Here is a 16239-nt window from a genome sequence, read left to right as displayed (position 1 = left end):
GCTTGCTTCGCCTCAGGCGCGTCCGTCGCCCATGCGACGGAGGATGGATTCGGCCACGGCCAGGTCAGCGGGCGTGGTGACTTTCAGGTTGTCCTCGCTGCCTTCGACCAGCAGCGGCTTGAGGCCGAGGCGCTCGATGGCCATGGCCTCGTCGGTGGCGACGACGCCGGCGCGCTCGGCCGATTCCAGCGCACGCACGAGGCTGTCGCGGCGGAAGGCCTGCGGCGTCAGCGCCCGCCACATCGAACCACGCGGCACGGTGGATTCGACGCGACCGTCGTCGCCCGCCCGCTTCAGCGTGTCGCGCACCGGTGCGGCGAGCAGCGCACCGACCGGGTCGGTCTTGAGCGCAGCGAACAGACGCGACAGATCGAGGGCTTTCACGCAGGGACGGGCCGCGTCGTGCACCAGCACCCAGTCGTCGGCGGGCACCGAGGCCGGCAAGGCGCGCAGGCCGGCCAGCACGGAATCCGCACGCTCGCCGCCACCGAGACAGGTGAGCACCGGCTTGCCTTCCAGCTCACGCCAGCCGCGCCAATGCGGGTCGTTCGCCGACAGCGCGACCATCGCGCCGCTGATCGACGGATGCGCCAGCAGCGCGCGCAAGGTGTGTTCGATCAGCGGCCGGCCGAGCAGATCGAGGTACTGCTTCGGCATCTCGCCGCCGAAGCGCGCGCCACGCCCGGCGGCGGGCACCACCACCCAGGTCATCCGCCGGACTCGTCGGTGGCCGGCGCCGGCTTCTCGCCTTCCACCACGCGGTAGAAGGTCTCTCCGGGCTTGATCATGCCGAGCTCGGCGCGGGCACGGTCCTCGACCGCCGCCTCGCCGGATTTCAGCTCGGCGACATCGGCGGCGAGCGCCTGGTTGCGCTGCTCGAGGCGGGCGTTCTCCGCCTGCTGCGCGGCCACGCGGGCCTGCAATTCCGCCAGCTGCCCGCGTCCGCCCTCGCCGCGCTCGAGCTGCCAGAGCAGCGCGAAGGCGACGAGCGCGAGGACGACGTGCGGCAACCAGCGGCGGATCACGCGGCGGTCAGCGCTTCAGGCTGGTGAACGCGGCGCGGCCGGCGTAGCGCGCCGAGACGCCCAGGGCCTCCTCGATGCGCAACAGCTGGTTGTACTTCGCCACGCGGTCGGAGCGGCACAGCGAGCCGGTCTTGATCTGGGTCGCGGTCGTCGCGACGGCGATATCGGCAATCGTCGTGTCTTCCGTCTCGCCCGAGCGGTGCGAGATGACCTGCGCGTACTTCGCGGCCTCGGCCATGGCGATGGCTTCGAGGGTCTCGGTCAGCGTGCCGATCTGGTTCACCTTGATCAGGATGGCGTTGGCCACGCCCTGGTCGATGCCTTGCTTGAGGATCTTCGGGTTGGTCACGAACAGGTCGTCGCCCACCAACTGCACCTTGCTGCCCACGGCCTTCGTCAGCTGCGCCCAGCCGTCCCAGTCGTGCTCCGACATGCCGTCCTCGATCGTGATGATCGGGTACTGGCGCGACCAGCCGGCGAGGAAGTCGACGAACTGCTCGGTCGAGAGGCGCTTGCCCTCGCCCACGAGGTTGTACTTGCCGTTCTCGAAGAACTCCGAGCTGGCCACGTCGAGGCCGAGCAGCACGTCTTCGCCGGCACGGTAGCCGGCCTTGCCGATGGCCTCGAGGATGACTTCGATGGCTTCCTCGTTCGACTTGAGGTCCGGCGCGAAGCCGCCCTCGTCGCCGACCGCCGTGGACAGGCCGCGGCCCTTCAGCACCGACTTCAGCGCGTGGAAGATCTCGGTGCCGGCGCGCAGGGCCTCGGCGAAGCGGTCGAAGCCGACGGGCAGCACCATGAACTCCTGCATGTCGACGTTGTTGTCGGCATGCGCACCGCCATTGATGATGTTCATCATCGGCACCGGCAGCACCGGCGTGCGGTCACCGGCGAGGTGCTTCCACAGCGGCAGGCCGCGCGAGGCCGCCACCGCGTGCGCCGCGGCCATCGACACGCCGAGCAGCGCGTTCGCGCCGAGCGTGCCCTTGTTCTCGCTGCCGTCCAGCGCGATGAGCTTGCCGTCGAGGCCGGCCTGGTCGGCGGCATCGAAGCCCTTCAGGGCCGAGGCGATCGTCGTGTTGACGTTGCCGACGGCCTTGGTCACGCCCTTGCCGAGGTAGCGGCTCTTGTCGCCGTCACGCAGCTCCACCGCCTCCTTGGTGCCGGTCGAGGCGCCCGAGGGCACGGCCGCGCGGCCGGTGTGGCCACTGGCCAGCGTGACTTCGGCTTCGAGGGTCGGGTTGCCGCGGGAATCGAGGATCTCGCGGGCGTGGACGCGGGTGATGGCGGTCGTCATGGATGGCGTGTGTCGGGAGGAATGGGAAAGTGGGGATCAGAGCAGCGAGGCGTCGCGGGCGAGCGCCCGCTTGGCGACCTGGTCGATCTCGACCAGCGTCTCCAGCAGCGCCTTCATCTTGCCCAGCGGCCAGGCGTTCGGACCATCCGAGAGGGCTTTTTCCGGGTCCGGGTGCGTCTCGGCGAACAGGCCGGCCACGCCCACGGCCACGGCGGCACGCGACAGCACCGGCACGAACTCGCGCTGGCCACCGGAGCGGCCGTCGAGGCCGCCCGGCTGCTGCACCGAATGCGTGGCGTCGAACACCACCGGGCAGCCGGTGTCGCGCATCACCGCGAGGCTGCGCATGTCGGAGACGAGGTTGTTGTAGCCGAAGCTGGCGCCGCGCTCGCAGGCCATGATCTGGGTGTTGCCCGTGGCCAGCGCCTTGGCGGTGACGTGCTTCATCTCCCAGGGCGAAAGGAACTGGCCCTTCTTGATGTTCACCGGCTTGCCGGCGCGCGCGACCTTCTGGATGAAGTCGGTCTGGCGGCAGAGGAAGGCCGGCGTCTGGAGCACGTCGACGACCGAGGCGACCTCGTCCATCGGGGTGTACTCGTGCACGTCGGTGAGCACCGGCACGCCGACCTGGCGCTTCACTTCGGCGAGCACCTTCAGCCCTTCCTCCATTCCGGGGCCGCGGAAGCTGGTCGACGAGGTGCGGTTGGCCTTGTCGAAGCTCGACTTGAAGATGAAGGGCATGCCGAGCGCGGAGGTGATCTCCTTCAGCCGGCCGGCGACCTCGATCTGCAGTTCCATCGACTCGATGACGCAGGGACCGGCGATGAGGAACAGGGGCTGGTCGAGGCCGACCTTGAATCCGCAGAGGTCCATCAGGAGGCTTCCTTCAGCAGCTTGCCGCCGGCCTTGTGCTCGCGCGCGGCGCGGATGAAGCCGACGAACAGCGGGTGGCCGTCGCGCGGCGTGGAGGTGAACTCGGGGTGGGCCTGGCAGGCCAGGAACCACGGATGCTCAGACTGCGACAGCTCGACCATCTCGACCAGCAGGTCGTCCATCGACTTGGCGGCGATGACGAGACCGGCATCTTCAAGCTGCGTGCGATAGCGGTTGTTGAATTCGTAGCGGTGGCGATGCCGCTCGCCGACCACGTCCTTGCCGTACAGGCGGTGCGCCAACGTGCCGTGCTTGAGTCGCTGCTCCTGAAGGCCGAGGCGCATGGTGCCGCCGAGATCGGAGTTCTCGTCGCGCTTCTCCACCTCGCCGGTGGCCGTGCGCCACTCGGTGATGAGGCCGATCACCGGATGCTCGGCCTTGCGGTCGTTCTCGGTGGTGTTGGCGCCGGCGAGGCCGGCCTTGTGGCGGGCCACGTCGACCACGGCGGCCTGCATGCCGTAGCAGATGCCGAAATACGGGATGCGGTTCTCGCGGGCGTGCTTGGCGGTGGCCACCTTGCCCTCGAAGCCGCGGTCGCCGAAGCCACCGGGCACGAGGATGGCATCGACGCCAGCCAGGACGCCGGTGCCCTCGGATTCGACCTGCTCCGACTCGAGCCACTTCAGCGTCACCTTGGTGCGCTGGCGCAGGCCGCCGTGCTTGAGCGCCTCCGCCAACGACTTGTAGGCGTCCTGGTGGTCGACGTACTTGCCGACGATCGCCACGGTGACGGCGTCGACCGGGTGCTCCATCGCGTCGACGACGGCGTTCCACTCGCCGAGGTCCGCCGGCTTCACCTTCGATTCGAGGCGCAGGCGCTCGACGACGATCTGGTCGAGGCCCTGCTGGTGCAGCCAGCTCGGGATCTTGTAGATGTTGTCGAGATCGACTGCCGAGATGACGGCGTTCTCCGGCACGTTGGTGAACAGCGCGATCTTGCGGCGCTCGCCGTCCGGCAGTGGCTGCTCGGAGCGGCACAGCAGCACGTCGGGCTGGATGCCGATCGAGCGCAGTTCCTTCACGGAATGCTGGGTCGGCTTAGTCTTCAGCTCGCCCGCCGCAGCGATGTACGGCACGAGGGTGAGGTGCATGAAGATGGCCTTGTCCGGGCCACGCTCGGTGCGGATCTGGCGGATGGCCTCGAGGAAGGGCAGCGACTCAATGTCACCAACCGTGCCGCCAATCTCGACCAGACCAACGTCGAAGCCTTCGGTGGCGGCGTCGATGCAGCGCTTGATCTCGTCGGTGATGTGCGGAATGACCTGGACGGTCGCGCCGAGGTAGTCGCCGCGGCGTTCCTTGCGGATCACTTCCTCGTAGATGCGGCCGGTGGTGACCGAGTTCTTCCGCGTCAGGTGCGTGCGGATGAAGCGCTCGTAGTGGCCGAGGTCGAGGTCGGTCTCGGCACCGTCGTCGGTGACGTAGACCTCGCCGTGCTGGAACGGGCTCATGGTGCCCGGGTCCACGTTGATGTAGGGGTCCAGCTTCATCATCGTCACGCGCAAGCCGCGCGCTTCGAGGATGGCCGCGAGCGAAGCCGCCGCGATGCCCTTGCCAAGCGAGGACACCACGCCGCCGGTCACGAAGATCAGGGGAGTCATGGGAATAAACCGCGTGAAAGCGGCATTTTACCGGCTCAGCGCCAAGATCGCGAACGCGCCCGCTCAGCCGGCGTTCCGCTAGGCTATGCGGCCCGCCCTGCCGCCACCCGCGGCCGGGCCGAATCCGTGGAACCCCGCCCCGAATGAGCACACGCTACAACGCCGCCGACATCGAAGTCCTGTCCGGCCTCGACCCCGTCAAGCGCCGCCCCGGCATGTACACCGACACCACGCGCCCGAACCACCTGGCGCAGGAGGTCATCGACAACGCCGTGGACGAGGCTCTGGCCGGGCATGCGAAGACCGTCGAGGTGACGCTCTGGGCCGACGGCAGCTGCGAGGTGAACGACGACGGCCGCGGCATGCCGGTGGACATCCACCCGGAGGAGAAGATCCCCGGCGTCGAGCTGATCCTCACGCGCCTGCACGCGGGCGGCAAGTTCAGCGGCAAGAACTACGCCTTCTCCGGTGGCCTGCACGGCGTCGGCGTCTCGGTGGTGAACGCGCTGTCCACCAAGGTCATCGTGCAGATCCGCCGCGAGGGCAGCGAGTACCGGATGGAGTTCCGCGACGGCGACCGCTTCTCGCCGCTGGAGACCATCGGCACCGTCGCCAAGCGCAACACCGGCACGCGGGTGCGCTTCTGGGCCGATCCGAAGTACTTCGATACGCCGAAGTACAACCTCCGCCACCTCCGCCACCTGCTGCGGGCCAAGGCGGTGCTCTGCCCCGGCCTGAAGGTGACCCTGTACGACGAGGCCACGGCCGAGCGCAACGAGTGGTACTACGAGGACGGCCTGCGCGATTACCTGAAGGGCGAGTTGGCCGTCCGCGGCGGCGAGGCGGACTGGCTGCCGGCCGACCTGTTCGTGGGCAAGCTGTCCAAGGAAGGCGAGATCGCCGAATGGGCGCTGTGCTGGACGCCCGAAGGCGAGTGCCCGCAGGAAAGCTACGTCAACCTGATCCCCACCGCGCAGCACGGCACGCACGTCAACGGCCTGCGCTCGGGCATCACCGATTCGCTGCGCGAGTTCTGCGACTTCCGCAACCTGCTGCCGCGCGGCGTCAAGCTGGCCCCCGAAGACGTCTGGGACCGCGCCAGCTTCATCCTCAGCCTGAAGATGGGCGACCCGCAGTTCAGCGGTCAGACCAAGGAGCGCCTGAGCTCGCGGCAGGCCGCGGCCTTCGTCGAGGGCGCGGCGCACGACGCTTTCTCGCTGTGGCTGAACCAGCACGTCGAGCAGGGCGAGGCCATCGCGCAGATGGCCATCGCCCGCGCGCAGGCCCGCCTGAAGACCGAGAAGCAGGTCGTCCGCAAGAAGATCACGCAAGGACCCGCCCTGCCCGGCAAGCTGGCCGACTGCATCCTGCAGGACCTCGGCCGCACCGAACTCTTCCTCGTCGAGGGCGACTCGGCCGGCGGCAGCGCCAAGCAGGCCCGCGACAAGGATTTCCAGGCCATCCTGCCGCTGCGCGGCAAGATCCTGAACACCTGGGAGGTCGAATCCGGCTCGGTGCTGGGCTCGCAGGAAGTGCACGACCTCGCCGTCGCCATCGGCTGCGACCCGGGCCACGAAAACATCGACGGCCTGCGCTACGGCAAGGTCGTGATCCTCGCCGACGCCGACTCGGACGGCCTGCACATCGCCACCCTGCTCTCGGCGCTGTTCCTCAAGCATTTCCCCGCCCTTGTGCGCGCCGGCCACGTCTTCGTGGCGATGCCGCCGCTGTTCCGCGTCGACGTGGGCAAGCAGGTGTTCTACGCGCTGGACGAGGAGGAGAAGCGCCTGCTGCTGGAGAAGATCGAGCGCGAGAAGATCCGCGGCCAGGTCACGGTGACGCGCTTCAAGGGCCTCGGCGAGATGAACCCCTCGCAGCTGCGCGAATCGACCATCCACCCGGACACGCGCCGCCTCGTGCAGCTCACGGTCGAGGACGCTGGCGAAACCAGCGCCCTGATGGACATGCTGCTCAGCAAGAAGCGCGCGGGCGACCGCAAGAGCTGGCTGGAGACCAAGGGCGACCTCGCGTCGCTCGAGGTCTGAGCCCCGGAAACGACAACGCGCGCCGGTGGGCGCGCGTCAGGCCGAGGCTTCGGCCTTGGAGATCGCCAGCATCAGCACGGCGATGAAGCCGGCAACGACGAATCGGGCGAGGGTCATTCCGGGGGTCATGGCGGGCTCCGTGCACCGGGGGGCAGGCTGGGCCCCGGATTAACGATAGATTTACACGGCCAAGATGACGGTGTGCTGACGATTCCGTCGCGATTTATCGCGCATTTACCCGATGCGCCACCCGGATCAAGCCCGGAGCGCCGCCTCGATGAGCGCGCGCACCTGCCCCTGCAACGTCGCGGCCCGTTCCGGCTCGAAGCCCCCATCGGGTTCGACCATGTAGGCGCGCTGGGCGGTCTCGAGCTGCACCGCGTCGACGCCGTCGTCCGGACGACCGTAGTGGCGGGTGATGTAGCCGCCCTTGAAGCGCCCGTTGAGCACCCACGAAAAGCGCGACTGGGCTTCGAGGCTGGCGCGGAGCCCCGCTTCCGTGGCGGAACGGCAGCTGGCGCCCGCGGCCGTGCCGACGTTGAGCTCCGGCAATTCGCCCTCGAACAGGAAGGGCACGGTCGAAGCGATGGAATGGCCCTCCCACAGCAGCACGCGGTCGTGGAAGCCGCGCAATCGGGCCAGTTCGCCGGCCAGCGCCTCGTGGTAGGGGCGCCAGTACGCCTCGACGCGCCCCGCGATCTCGTCGGCATCCGGCCCCTGCCCGTCCAAGTAGACCGGCTCGCCGCTGAAGCGCACGGCGGGGCACAGGCCGGTGGTGTTCTGGCCGGGATACAGCGAGACATCGTCCGGTGGGCGGTTCAGGTCGACCACGTAGCGGGAGTGCGTGGGGACGATCAAGGACGCGTCGAGCGCCTCGGCGATCGGGCCGTAGAGCTTCGACATCCACCAATCGGTGTCCGGCGCGCGGCGGGCCTCGGGGGTCATCCGCGCGGCGAGTTCCGCCGGGATATGCGCGCCGTCGTGCGGCACGCTGATCAGCAGCGGCGCGCGGCCGCGTCGGAGCGAGAAGAGGTCCATGCGCGCAGTGTCGCTCAGCCGAAACGGGTGATGGCGTAAGGGGTCGGGTCGATCACGGGTGCCCGTCCAGTCACGAGGTCGGCGAGCAGGCGCCCCGTCACCGCCGACATGCCCATGCCCATCATCCCGTGCCCGACCGCCAGCCACAGGCCAGGCTGGCCGGGCACGGCGCCGAGGATCGGCAGGTCGTCCCAGGTCATCGGCCGCCACCCGAACCATTCCTCGCGCTTCGTCGGGCCGGTCGGCTCGCGCAGGACCGCGGCAGCGCCGCGTTCGAGGGCATCGAGACGCGCGCGGGTGAGGCGCGCGTCGTAGCCGGCGAACTCCATCGTGCTGCCCAGCCGGTAGCCGTCGTCCCAGGCGGTGACGCAGACCGAATGGTCCTTCAACACCAGTGGGCGGCGGGGCGCCACCGTCGGGCGTTCGTAGGTGATCGAATAGCCCTTGCCGGGGATGATCGGCAGACGCAGCTCGAGCGTGCCTGCCATGCGCGCCGCCCACGGGCCGCTGGCCAGCAAAAGCTCGCGGGCCTGCCATCGGCGACCGTCGCGCGCGGTGACCCGCCAGCCTTCGCCGTCGCGGACGAGCTCGACGATGTCGGCGCCCTCCTCGATGACGGCGCCGTCCTGCATGGCGATGCGAGCGAGTTCGGCGGTGTAGCGATCCGGACGCAGATGCCCGTCGTCGGGGAAAAACAGCGCTCCGGCCACGCCCTCGCGCAGCGCCGGCTCCTCGCGTTCGGTGCGCGCGCCGTCCCATTCGTCGACCGCGATGCCGTGCTCCCGCAGCAGGGCGTGGCTGCGACAGCCAGCCTCGAAGGCCTCGGCGTCACGCCAGACGTAGAGCAGGCCATCGCGGCGATGCCCACAATCGAGGCCGCGCGATGGGATGAGCGCATCGAGCAGAGCCTGCGACGCGCTTAGCAGCGCAGCCTTCGGCGCGATCGCGGCCCGGAAGGTGCGCTCGTCGCAGCGACCGGCGAAGCGCAGCAGCCACGCCCACAGCGCCGGGTCGAACCGCGGTCTGACGAGGAAGGGGGCGTCGGGCTTCAGCATCCACCCGAGGGCCTTGGCGACCATGCCCGGCGCGGCCAGCGGCAGCGCATGGCTCGGCGTCAACGTGCCGCAGTTGCCGTGGCTGGTCGCTGCGCCGATGCGGTCGCGTTCGAGCAAGAGCACGGAGCGGCCGGCGGCGGCCAGCGCCTGCGCGCAGGCGAGGCCGATGACGCCGCCACCCACCACCAGAACATCGCGACGTGCGGCCGCTTCTCCGATCGTCATGCCCCGGATCCAGCGACCTTAGTGCCCCGCCGCGCGCCAGCGCGGCGCACGCAGATGGGTACCGGCACGCCAGAGGCCTTCCAAGGGACCGAACTCGAACCGCGCCATCCACCAACGGCTGGCGAGCACCTGGGCCACGAAGACCAGAACCACGAAGCCCACCTGGCTGGCACGGCCCCACTCGCCGTACTGGCCGAGGCCATACCCGTAGAACACGAGGCTGCAGATCAGGGATTGCGTCAGGTAGTTGGTGAGTGCCATGCGCCCGGCCGGCGCCAAGACGGCCGTCATGCGCGCGCCGAAGCTGCTTCCGGCCAGGAGCGCGAACAGGCTGACGATCGCGAGCGACGCCGGCAGGTTGCCCAGCATCATCAGGCCCGTGGCCAGCATGGCCCGGGGGAAATCCTCGCCAGCGGGGAACTGCGTTCCCACCGCCAGGCTGGCGCCCACGCCGAGGACAGCCAGCGGCAGCGCCACGATCAGCAGGCGCGTGAAGAAGCCCCGATTCGCGACGACGTCGACCATGCGACCGGAACGCACGAGCCACGCGCCGATCAGGAACACGCCGAGGATGCTGGGGATCTGCATCGGCCACGCGCTGGGCACCATGTAGGCGAAGACCGTCTCGAGACGCTGCTGGGCCACGGCCACGAAACTGCCGTGGGCGTAGACCTCGACGGCGGCCTGCGCCTGGGCGGTCGCTTCGTCCATTTGCGCAGCGATCGGCGCCAGCTGGCTCGGCGGCAGGAGCTGCAACACGAGGCCGCTCAGCGCAGCGAGCGCACTCGCACCGAGGTAGAGCGCCGCACCCGACAGCCAGAGGGCGTGGCCACGCACGTGCAGGAAAGCCATCAGAACCAGCGCCGTGACGGCGTAGGACAGCAGGATGTCGCCATCCCACAGCAGAGCGATGTGCAGCAGGCCGAACAGCGCCAGCAGCGCGGTTCGACGCAGGTAGGTGCCGAGGAACGGCCGGCCGGCGTCGCGAGCCCGATCCGCCATGACGGCGAATCCCATGCCGAAAAGCAGCGAGAACAGGACCCAGAACTTGCCCTGCACGAAGGTGTAGACGAACCATGCGGCCGCGGCATCCAGACCCTGCAGGCCGGCGGGAACGCCCAGCACATAGTCCTGCAAGGGGCGCCCGAAGTACTCGATGTTCATCAGGAAGATGCCGAGCAGCGCGAAGCCGCGCAGGCGGTCCAGCACGTCGATCCGCGTGTCGACCGGGGGAATCGGCTCTCGCATGCCACTGGCTCGCCAAAAGAAGACGCCCCACAGCATACGGCCGCGGGGCGCCTGGGACACGAGCCTTTCGATCGGGGCGTCAGTGCTCGACGCCACCCTCGCCGTGGACGTGGCCGTGGTCCTTCTCTTCGGCCGTCGCTTCGCGGACGTCGATGACCTCGACGTTGAAGCTCAGGCTCTTGCCGGCCATCGGGTGGTTCAGGTCGACGTCGACCACCGACAGGCCGATCTTCTCGACGGTGACGGGGCGCGGGCCCATCTGCGTCGGGACCACGATCTGCATGCCAACGGCCAGCTTCTGGTTCTTGAAGTGCTTGCGCGGGATGCGCTGCACGAGGCCCGGGCGGCGCTCGCCGTAGGCCTGGTCCGGCGCCACAGTGACGTCGAAGGTCTCGCCGGCTTCGCGGCCGACGAGCGCGGCCTCGAGGCCCGGGATGATGGCGTTGTGGCCGATCAGCACGGCCAGCGGCTCGCTCTCGCGCGAGCTCTCGATGGCCTCGCCACCCGCCTCGGACACGGTGTAGTGCAGGCGGACGACGTGGTCTTTCTCGATCTTCATGGGGATTCCAAAACTCGGGGTGGGGCGCTGGAAGACAGCGCGCGGATTGGGGCAGACTCCGCGGCCATGAACGGCCGCAACGCCCTGCCCCGCCATTATCCCGCCGCCCGCGGCGCGGCGCCAAGCGCCGTGGCGCTGGCGCTTGCGCTCGGCCTGCTCTCAGGCTGCGCCAGCCTCGGCGACCGCGACGCGACGCCCGGCGACAGCACTTCCGAACCCCGCGCCCTGCACAGCGACCGCACGAGCGACGCGGTGCCGCTCGACCTTCGCGCCGACGACGTGCTGATGCAGGCGATGGGCCTCATCGGCACGCCCTACCGCTTCGGCGGCACCACGCCGCAGCGCGGCTTCGACTGCTCGGGTTTCACGTCCTACGTCTTCCGTGAATCGCTCGGGCTCGATCTGCCGCGAACCGCGAACGACCAGTTCGCGGCCGCCGGCAGGCCGGTCGACAAAGCCGCGCTCTCCGCCGGCGACCTGGTCTTTTTCCGCCAGGGCCGGGGCCGGATCGACCACGTCGGCATCTACGTCGGCGAGGGGCGCTTCATCCATTCGCCGAGCCGCGGTGGCCGCGTGCGCATCGACGCCCTGGCCGCGCCGCACTGGACGCGCAGCTTCCAGGGCGCGAAACGGATCCTCGACGCGGCGCCCTGAGCAGCCCCGCGAACTACTCCGGCCGACGCCAGAGCCAGATCGCGACGACGGCCATGCAGGCCGTGCCGGTCGCCGCCATCCACCACTTCGGCGCGGTGGCGAACATCAGCACGGCGCACAGCGACATCATCAGGACGGCTAAGCGTTTCGCCCTCCGGCTCACCGCGCCCCGGGCCTGCCAGTCGCGCACCATCGGGCCGAACAGGCGGTGGTCGAGCAGCCACTGGTGCAGGCGTCGTGAGCTTTTCGCGGCGGCCCACGCGGCGAGGAGGATGAACGGCGTGGTGGGCAGGCCGGGCAGGAAGATGCCGATCACGCCCAGCCCCAACGCCGTGTAGGCGAGGGCGATCCAGAGCCCTCGGCGCAGGTCGTTCCACATCGGCGCAGGATACTTGACCGAAGTCATGCGACGCCCGCCGCGTGCGGCGCATGGTGGCCTCATCACCCCTCGGAAGCCCCGGCCATGTCGAACGCAGCCTCCGCCCCCGCCCCGTCCCACCTCGTGGTGGCCAGCGATTTCAGCGCCTGCGCCGACAACGCGCTGCGGCGCGCCGATGCGCTCGCTGTCGCCCTCGGCGCGAGTCTCAGCGTGATCCACGTGGTCGAACCACTGCCCGTCGTCTCGGCCTGGGGCGATCCGGGCAGCGTGGCGTGGATCGGACTGGAAGCCCTGCAGGACGCCGGTCTCGCGCGTCTCCGCCAGCAGCGGGCCCGCTTGGCCACGCTGGCCCATCCCGACATCGCCCTGCATTGCCTCATCGGCCAACCGCGCCGCGACCTCGGCGCACTGGCCGCCGAACTGGGTGGCGACCTTCTGGTGCTGGGCGCACACGCACCGACCGGCTTGGGGCAGCGGCTGCTCGGCACCACCGCGCAGGCCGCGGTGCACGCCAGCCCGCTGCCGCTGCTGGTCTGCCGCCGGCCGGCCACCGCCCCTTGGCGGTTCGTCCTCGGCGCCTCCGATTTCAGCCCCAGCGCCGAGCGCGCCTTGCCATGGGCCGCCGTGCTGGCGCCGGCCGCGGAAAAGCACCTCTTGCACGTGCACCCCGCCCTGCCGGAGGCGACGCTGGCCCTCGTGCAGCCGGACCCTGCAGCGCTCGAGCGCTTCACCGCCGAGGCGGAGAAGGCCGCACTGGCCCGCTTCGAAGCGCTGTCGGCGCGCTACCCGGATTGGGTCGCCCACTTCCGCCGCGGCGATGTGGCGGAGACGGTGGAACGGGAGGCCGCAGAACGAAGCGCGGACCTCGTGGTGCTCGGCACCCGAGGCCACGGCCCGTGGCTGGGCGGCCTGCTGGGCAGTGTCGGCCAGCGCCTGTTGGCCAAGCTCGACGCCGACGTGCTGCTGGTGCCCCAACCGTCCTGAAGCCGATGGCTCCCGGCTGAACCGCCCGAGCGCCGGGCTGGCGCGGGCGGCGTGCTTGCCGTAGGGTGCGCGGCTTCCGGTGCCGGGTGATCCAAGGTCCCCACGCCGGCCGCGCGCCTCGGCTTGAAGCCGTCGCCCCGGCCCTTCCGCCCGCCCAAGGGCACCGTCAGCGGTTCGTCCGCACCCTCTCGCAGCGCGGTTCCAGGGAACGCTCCGGGTTTTTCGCTTTTGGAGTGTTCTCTCATGACGTTTGAATCCCTCGGGCTCACGCCCGCGCTCTGCCGTGCGCTCGACGGCCTCGGTTTCACCACGCCCACGCCGATCCAGGCCGAAGCCATCCCGGCGGCCCTCGAAGGCCGCGACCTGCTGGCTGGCGCGCAGACCGGCACCGGCAAGACCGCCGCGTTCGGCCTGCCCCTGCTGCAGAAGCTCGCCGCCGGTGAGCGCTCGCGGAACCCGCGCGCCCTGATCCTCGCCCCCACCCGCGAACTCGCCCAGCAGGTGCACGACAACCTGCGCGACTACGCCAAGCACCTGTCGCTGAAGATGGCCGTCGTCTACGGCGGCGTCTCGCTGGTGAACCAGGCCAACACCCTGCGCCGCGGCGTCGACATCATCGTGGCCTGCCCGGGCCGCCTGATCGACCACATGCAGCAGCGCAACGTCGACCTGCGCGAAGTGCAGGTGCTGGTGCTCGACGAAGCCGACCGCATGCTCGACATCGGCTTCCTGCCGGCCATCCGCCGCATCATCGCGATGGTGCCGAAGCAGCGCCAGACGATGCTGTTCTCGGCGACCTTCGACAAGGCCATCCGCGAGATCGCCAAGGAAGCCCTGCGCGAGCCGCAGGAAATCCAGGTGAATCCGCCGAACGCCGTTGCCACGATGGTCACCCACCGCGTGCATCCGGTGCGCGACACGCAGAAGCGCGAAGTGCTGCTGAAGCTGCTGTCGACGCACTACCAGGACCAGACCCTGGTCTTCGCCAAGACCAAGCACGGCTCGGACCGCCTGGCCAAGCAGATCACCGCCGCCGGCATCCGCGCCGAAGCCATCCACGGCAACAAGTCGCAGAACGCCCGCCTGCGTGCGCTGGCCGACTTCAAGAGCGGCGCCGTGCGCGTGCTCGTGGCGACCGACATCGCCGCCCGCGGCCTCGACATCCCGGCCCTGCCGCGCGTCATCAACTTCGAACTGCCGATGGTCCCCGAGGACTACGTGCACCGCATCGGCCGCACCGGCCGCGCCGGCTGCACGGGCGAGGCGGTCTCGCTCGTCTCCAAGGACGAAGCGAAGCTGCTGCGCCAGGTGCAGCGCATCCTGAAGGACCCGCTGGAAGTGCGCGGCCTCGACGGCTTCCCGCCGGACTGGAGCTTCCGCGACGGCAACGACATCACCGACGACAGCACGGCCGGCCAGCAGCGCGCGCGTCGCCCGGACGGTCCGCGTCCTCCGCGCCGTGATGGTCAGCGCCCGGGTGGCAATGCCGCTGCCCCGCGCCGCGACGGCCATGCCCACGGCCCGCGCCGTGACGGCGGCCGCCCGCAGGGCCACGCCGGCGGCCCGCGCCGCGACGGTGGCAACGGTGGCGGTGGCCAGCGTCAGGGCGGCCAGCGCCGCGACGGCACGCGTCCGGCCTGATCGGCCACGCCATCGCTGGACCAGGAACGGGCCTTCGGGCCCGTTTCCTTTTTGGCTCGGGCTGACGCAGGCTGGGGGCTCCTTGGGGAGGGAGAACCAACATGCTGCGAACGATCTTCGCGTTCCTTGCCGGCGCCGTCGCGATGAGCCTGACCGTGGCCGGCCTGCAGGCCGTCGGCCACGCCGTTTGGCCGCTGTCCGCGGGCATCGACCCGAACGACGCGGCGCAGATGCCGGGCTTCGTCGAAGCGATGCCGCTCGCGGCGAAAGTCTTCGTTCTCGTTCGCTATGCCATCGCGACCGCCGTGGCGGTGCTGGTCGCCACCCTGATCGCCCGGCCGCGCTGGAAGGGCCTCGGCATTGCCCTCGGCCTGCTGATGGTGGGGCTCTGCGCCATCAATCTCAGCCTGTTGCCGCACCCGCTGTGGATGGCCATCGCGACGCTGGTGATCCCGCTGCCGATCGCCCTGGGCGTGGCGCGCTGGCGCCGCCCGGCAGTCGCTTGAACCCCATGCGTCGCATCGTCATCGAACGGCCCGGCGGCTACGACGCGCTTCGCCTCGTCGAGTCTGCCGATCCGGTACCGAAGCCCGGCGAAGTGCGCTTGCGCGTCGAGGCCTGCGGGGTCAACTACGCCGACGGCATCATCCGGATGGGCCTGTACGAGAGCGCCAAGCGCCTGCACGGCTACCCGATCACGCCCGGCTTCGAAGTGGCCGGAGTGATCGATGCGGTCGGTGACGGCGTCGAGGGCTGGCAGCTCGGCGACCGCGCGATCGGCGTGACGCTGTTCGGCGGCTACACCAGCGCGATCTGCCTTCAAGCGGACCGCGTGTTCGCTACGCCGCTCTCGCTCTCGAGCGAGCAGGCCGCGGCGCTGCCGACGGTATTCCTGACCGCTTGGTTCATGGCGCACCAGCAGGTGTACCCGCGGGCCGGTGATCGGTGGCTGGTGCATTCCGCCGCCGGTGGCGTGGGCGGCGCATTGCTGCAGCTGGCGCGGCTCGCCGGTGTCGAAGCCACGGGCGTCGTCGGCGCCGCGCACAAGATCGACGCAGCGAAGGCGCTCGGCGCCACCCACGTCATCGACAAATCGGCGGGCGACTGGGTCGCGGCGGCGCAAGCGATCGCCCCGGAGGGGTTCCACGCCGTGTTCGACGCCAACGGCGTGTCGACCCTGCAGGCCAGCTTCGACGCGCTGGCGCCCATGGGCAAGCTGGTGATCTACGGCTTCGCCTCGATGCTGCCGAAGGACGGCCGCGTGAACTGGCTGAAGCTGGCTTGGGACTGGTGGCGCACGCCGCGCTTCAACCCGCTGGCGATGACCACCAGCAACCGCAGCGTGCTGGCGGCCAACCTCAGCTTCCTGTCCGCGGAAGCGCCGCGCCTGCGCGAGGGCATGCTCTGGCTGCTTGAGCGCTTCGCCGACGGCCGCCTGGTCCCGCCGCCGGTGGAACCCTTCCCGCTCGTTGACGCGGCACAGGCACACCGACGCATCGAGTCGGGGCAGAGTGTCGGGAAACTCGTGCTGCGTCCTTGACGCGGGCTACGGGGT

Annotated in this window: 16 protein-coding genes; 6 read left to right on the top strand and 10 right to left on the bottom strand. The window is 70.0% G+C overall.

All coding sequences use genetic code 11. From position 1 onward, the window contains the following. Nucleotides 1–12: 12 nt before the first annotated feature. From ispD to O9280_RS03430, 5 genes are read right to left on the bottom strand one after another with little or no spacing between them, the layout of a single operon-like run. Nucleotides 13–711, bottom strand: coding sequence for a 2-C-methyl-D-erythritol 4-phosphate cytidylyltransferase (ispD, locus tag O9280_RS03450; RefSeq protein ID WP_298338761.1), 699 nt, complete (start codon nucleotides 709–711; stop codon nucleotides 13–15). Then, entirely contained in the window at nucleotides 708–1022 is a 315-nt protein-coding gene (locus O9280_RS03445) for a septum formation initiator family protein (protein ID WP_297866972.1), read from the bottom strand. Before O9280_RS03445 ends, ispD begins: the two co-directional genes overlap by 4 nt. A 10-nt stretch (nucleotides 1023–1032) precedes the next feature. Next, nucleotides 1033–2322, bottom strand: a complete 1290-nt coding sequence (gene eno / locus O9280_RS03440) for a phosphopyruvate hydratase (protein ID WP_298338758.1) — start codon at nucleotides 2320–2322, stop codon at nucleotides 1033–1035. Between the two features lie 36 nt (nucleotides 2323–2358). Next, complete coding sequence (kdsA, locus tag O9280_RS03435) at nucleotides 2359–3195, bottom strand: 3-deoxy-8-phosphooctulonate synthase (RefSeq protein WP_298338755.1); 837 nt, start codon at nucleotides 3193–3195, stop codon at nucleotides 2359–2361. After that, nucleotides 3195–4856 carry a CTP synthase gene (locus tag O9280_RS03430; RefSeq protein ID WP_298338752.1) on the bottom strand — a complete coding sequence of 554 codons (1662 nt, stop codon included), beginning with the start codon at nucleotides 4854–4856 and terminating at the stop codon, nucleotides 3195–3197. The genes kdsA and O9280_RS03430 overlap by 1 nt, the downstream gene beginning before the upstream one ends. A 143-nt stretch (nucleotides 4857–4999) precedes the next feature. Here O9280_RS03430 and parE point away from each other — a divergent pair, with 143 nt between their 5' ends. Continuing rightward, entirely contained in the window at nucleotides 5000–6901 is a 1902-nt protein-coding gene (gene parE, locus O9280_RS03425) for a DNA topoisomerase IV subunit B (RefSeq protein ID WP_298338749.1), read from the top strand. Between the two features lie 255 nt (nucleotides 6902–7156). Here parE and hutG read toward each other — a convergent pair whose 3' ends face one another. The 4 genes from hutG to O9280_RS03405 form a co-directional block, all read right to left on the bottom strand. Further along, complete coding sequence (gene hutG / locus O9280_RS03420) at nucleotides 7157–7939, bottom strand: N-formylglutamate deformylase (protein WP_298338746.1); 783 nt, start codon at nucleotides 7937–7939, stop codon at nucleotides 7157–7159. Between the two features lie 14 nt (nucleotides 7940–7953). Continuing rightward, nucleotides 7954–9219 (bottom strand): FAD-dependent oxidoreductase, encoded by a 1266-nt coding sequence (locus O9280_RS03415; RefSeq protein ID WP_298338742.1) that lies wholly within the window; start codon nucleotides 9217–9219, stop codon nucleotides 7954–7956. Between the two features lie 18 nt (nucleotides 9220–9237). After that, nucleotides 9238–10467, bottom strand: a complete 1230-nt coding sequence (locus O9280_RS03410; RefSeq protein WP_298338739.1) for a DUF418 domain-containing protein — start codon at nucleotides 10465–10467, stop codon at nucleotides 9238–9240. 79 nt (nucleotides 10468–10546) lie between these two features. Continuing rightward, on the bottom strand, nucleotides 10547–11026 hold the full coding sequence (locus O9280_RS03405; protein WP_298338736.1) for a peptidylprolyl isomerase: 480 nt from the start codon (nucleotides 11024–11026) through the stop codon (nucleotides 10547–10549). Nucleotides 11027–11092: 66 nt separating this feature from the next. Here O9280_RS03405 and O9280_RS03400 point away from each other — a divergent pair, with 66 nt between their 5' ends. Beyond that, entirely contained in the window at nucleotides 11093–11680 is a 588-nt protein-coding gene (locus O9280_RS03400; RefSeq protein ID WP_298338733.1) for a C40 family peptidase, read from the top strand. A 13-nt stretch (nucleotides 11681–11693) separates the two neighbouring features. Here O9280_RS03400 and O9280_RS03395 read toward each other — a convergent pair whose 3' ends face one another. After that, nucleotides 11694–12086 (bottom strand): YbaN family protein, encoded by a 393-nt coding sequence (locus O9280_RS03395; RefSeq protein ID WP_298338730.1) that lies wholly within the window; start codon nucleotides 12084–12086, stop codon nucleotides 11694–11696. Between the two features lie 57 nt (nucleotides 12087–12143). Between O9280_RS03395 and O9280_RS03390 the strand changes: the two genes are divergently transcribed. The 4 genes from O9280_RS03390 (at nucleotide 12144) to O9280_RS03375 (ending at nucleotide 16224) form a co-directional block, all read left to right on the top strand. Beyond that, complete coding sequence (locus tag O9280_RS03390) at nucleotides 12144–13043, top strand: universal stress protein (protein WP_298338727.1); 900 nt, start codon at nucleotides 12144–12146, stop codon at nucleotides 13041–13043. A gap of 243 nt (nucleotides 13044–13286) precedes the next feature. Then, nucleotides 13287–14684 (top strand): DEAD/DEAH box helicase, encoded by a 1398-nt coding sequence (locus O9280_RS03385; RefSeq protein WP_298338724.1) that lies wholly within the window; start codon nucleotides 13287–13289, stop codon nucleotides 14682–14684. 101 nt (nucleotides 14685–14785) lie between these two features. Next, on the top strand, nucleotides 14786–15190 hold the full coding sequence (locus tag O9280_RS03380) for a hypothetical protein (RefSeq protein ID WP_298338722.1): 405 nt from the start codon (nucleotides 14786–14788) through the stop codon (nucleotides 15188–15190). A 5-nt stretch (nucleotides 15191–15195) separates the two neighbouring features. After that, nucleotides 15196–16224 carry a medium chain dehydrogenase/reductase family protein gene (locus O9280_RS03375; RefSeq protein ID WP_298338720.1) on the top strand — a complete coding sequence of 343 codons (1029 nt, stop codon included), beginning with the start codon at nucleotides 15196–15198 and terminating at the stop codon, nucleotides 16222–16224. Nucleotides 16225–16239: the final 15 nt, after the last annotated feature.

This window comes from Silanimonas sp. (assembly GCF_027531545.1).
GTDB lineage: Bacteria > Pseudomonadota > Gammaproteobacteria > Xanthomonadales > Xanthomonadaceae > Silanimonas.
Note: the sequence above shows the minus strand (reverse complement) of the source record. Positions and strands in the feature narration are given on the sequence as shown.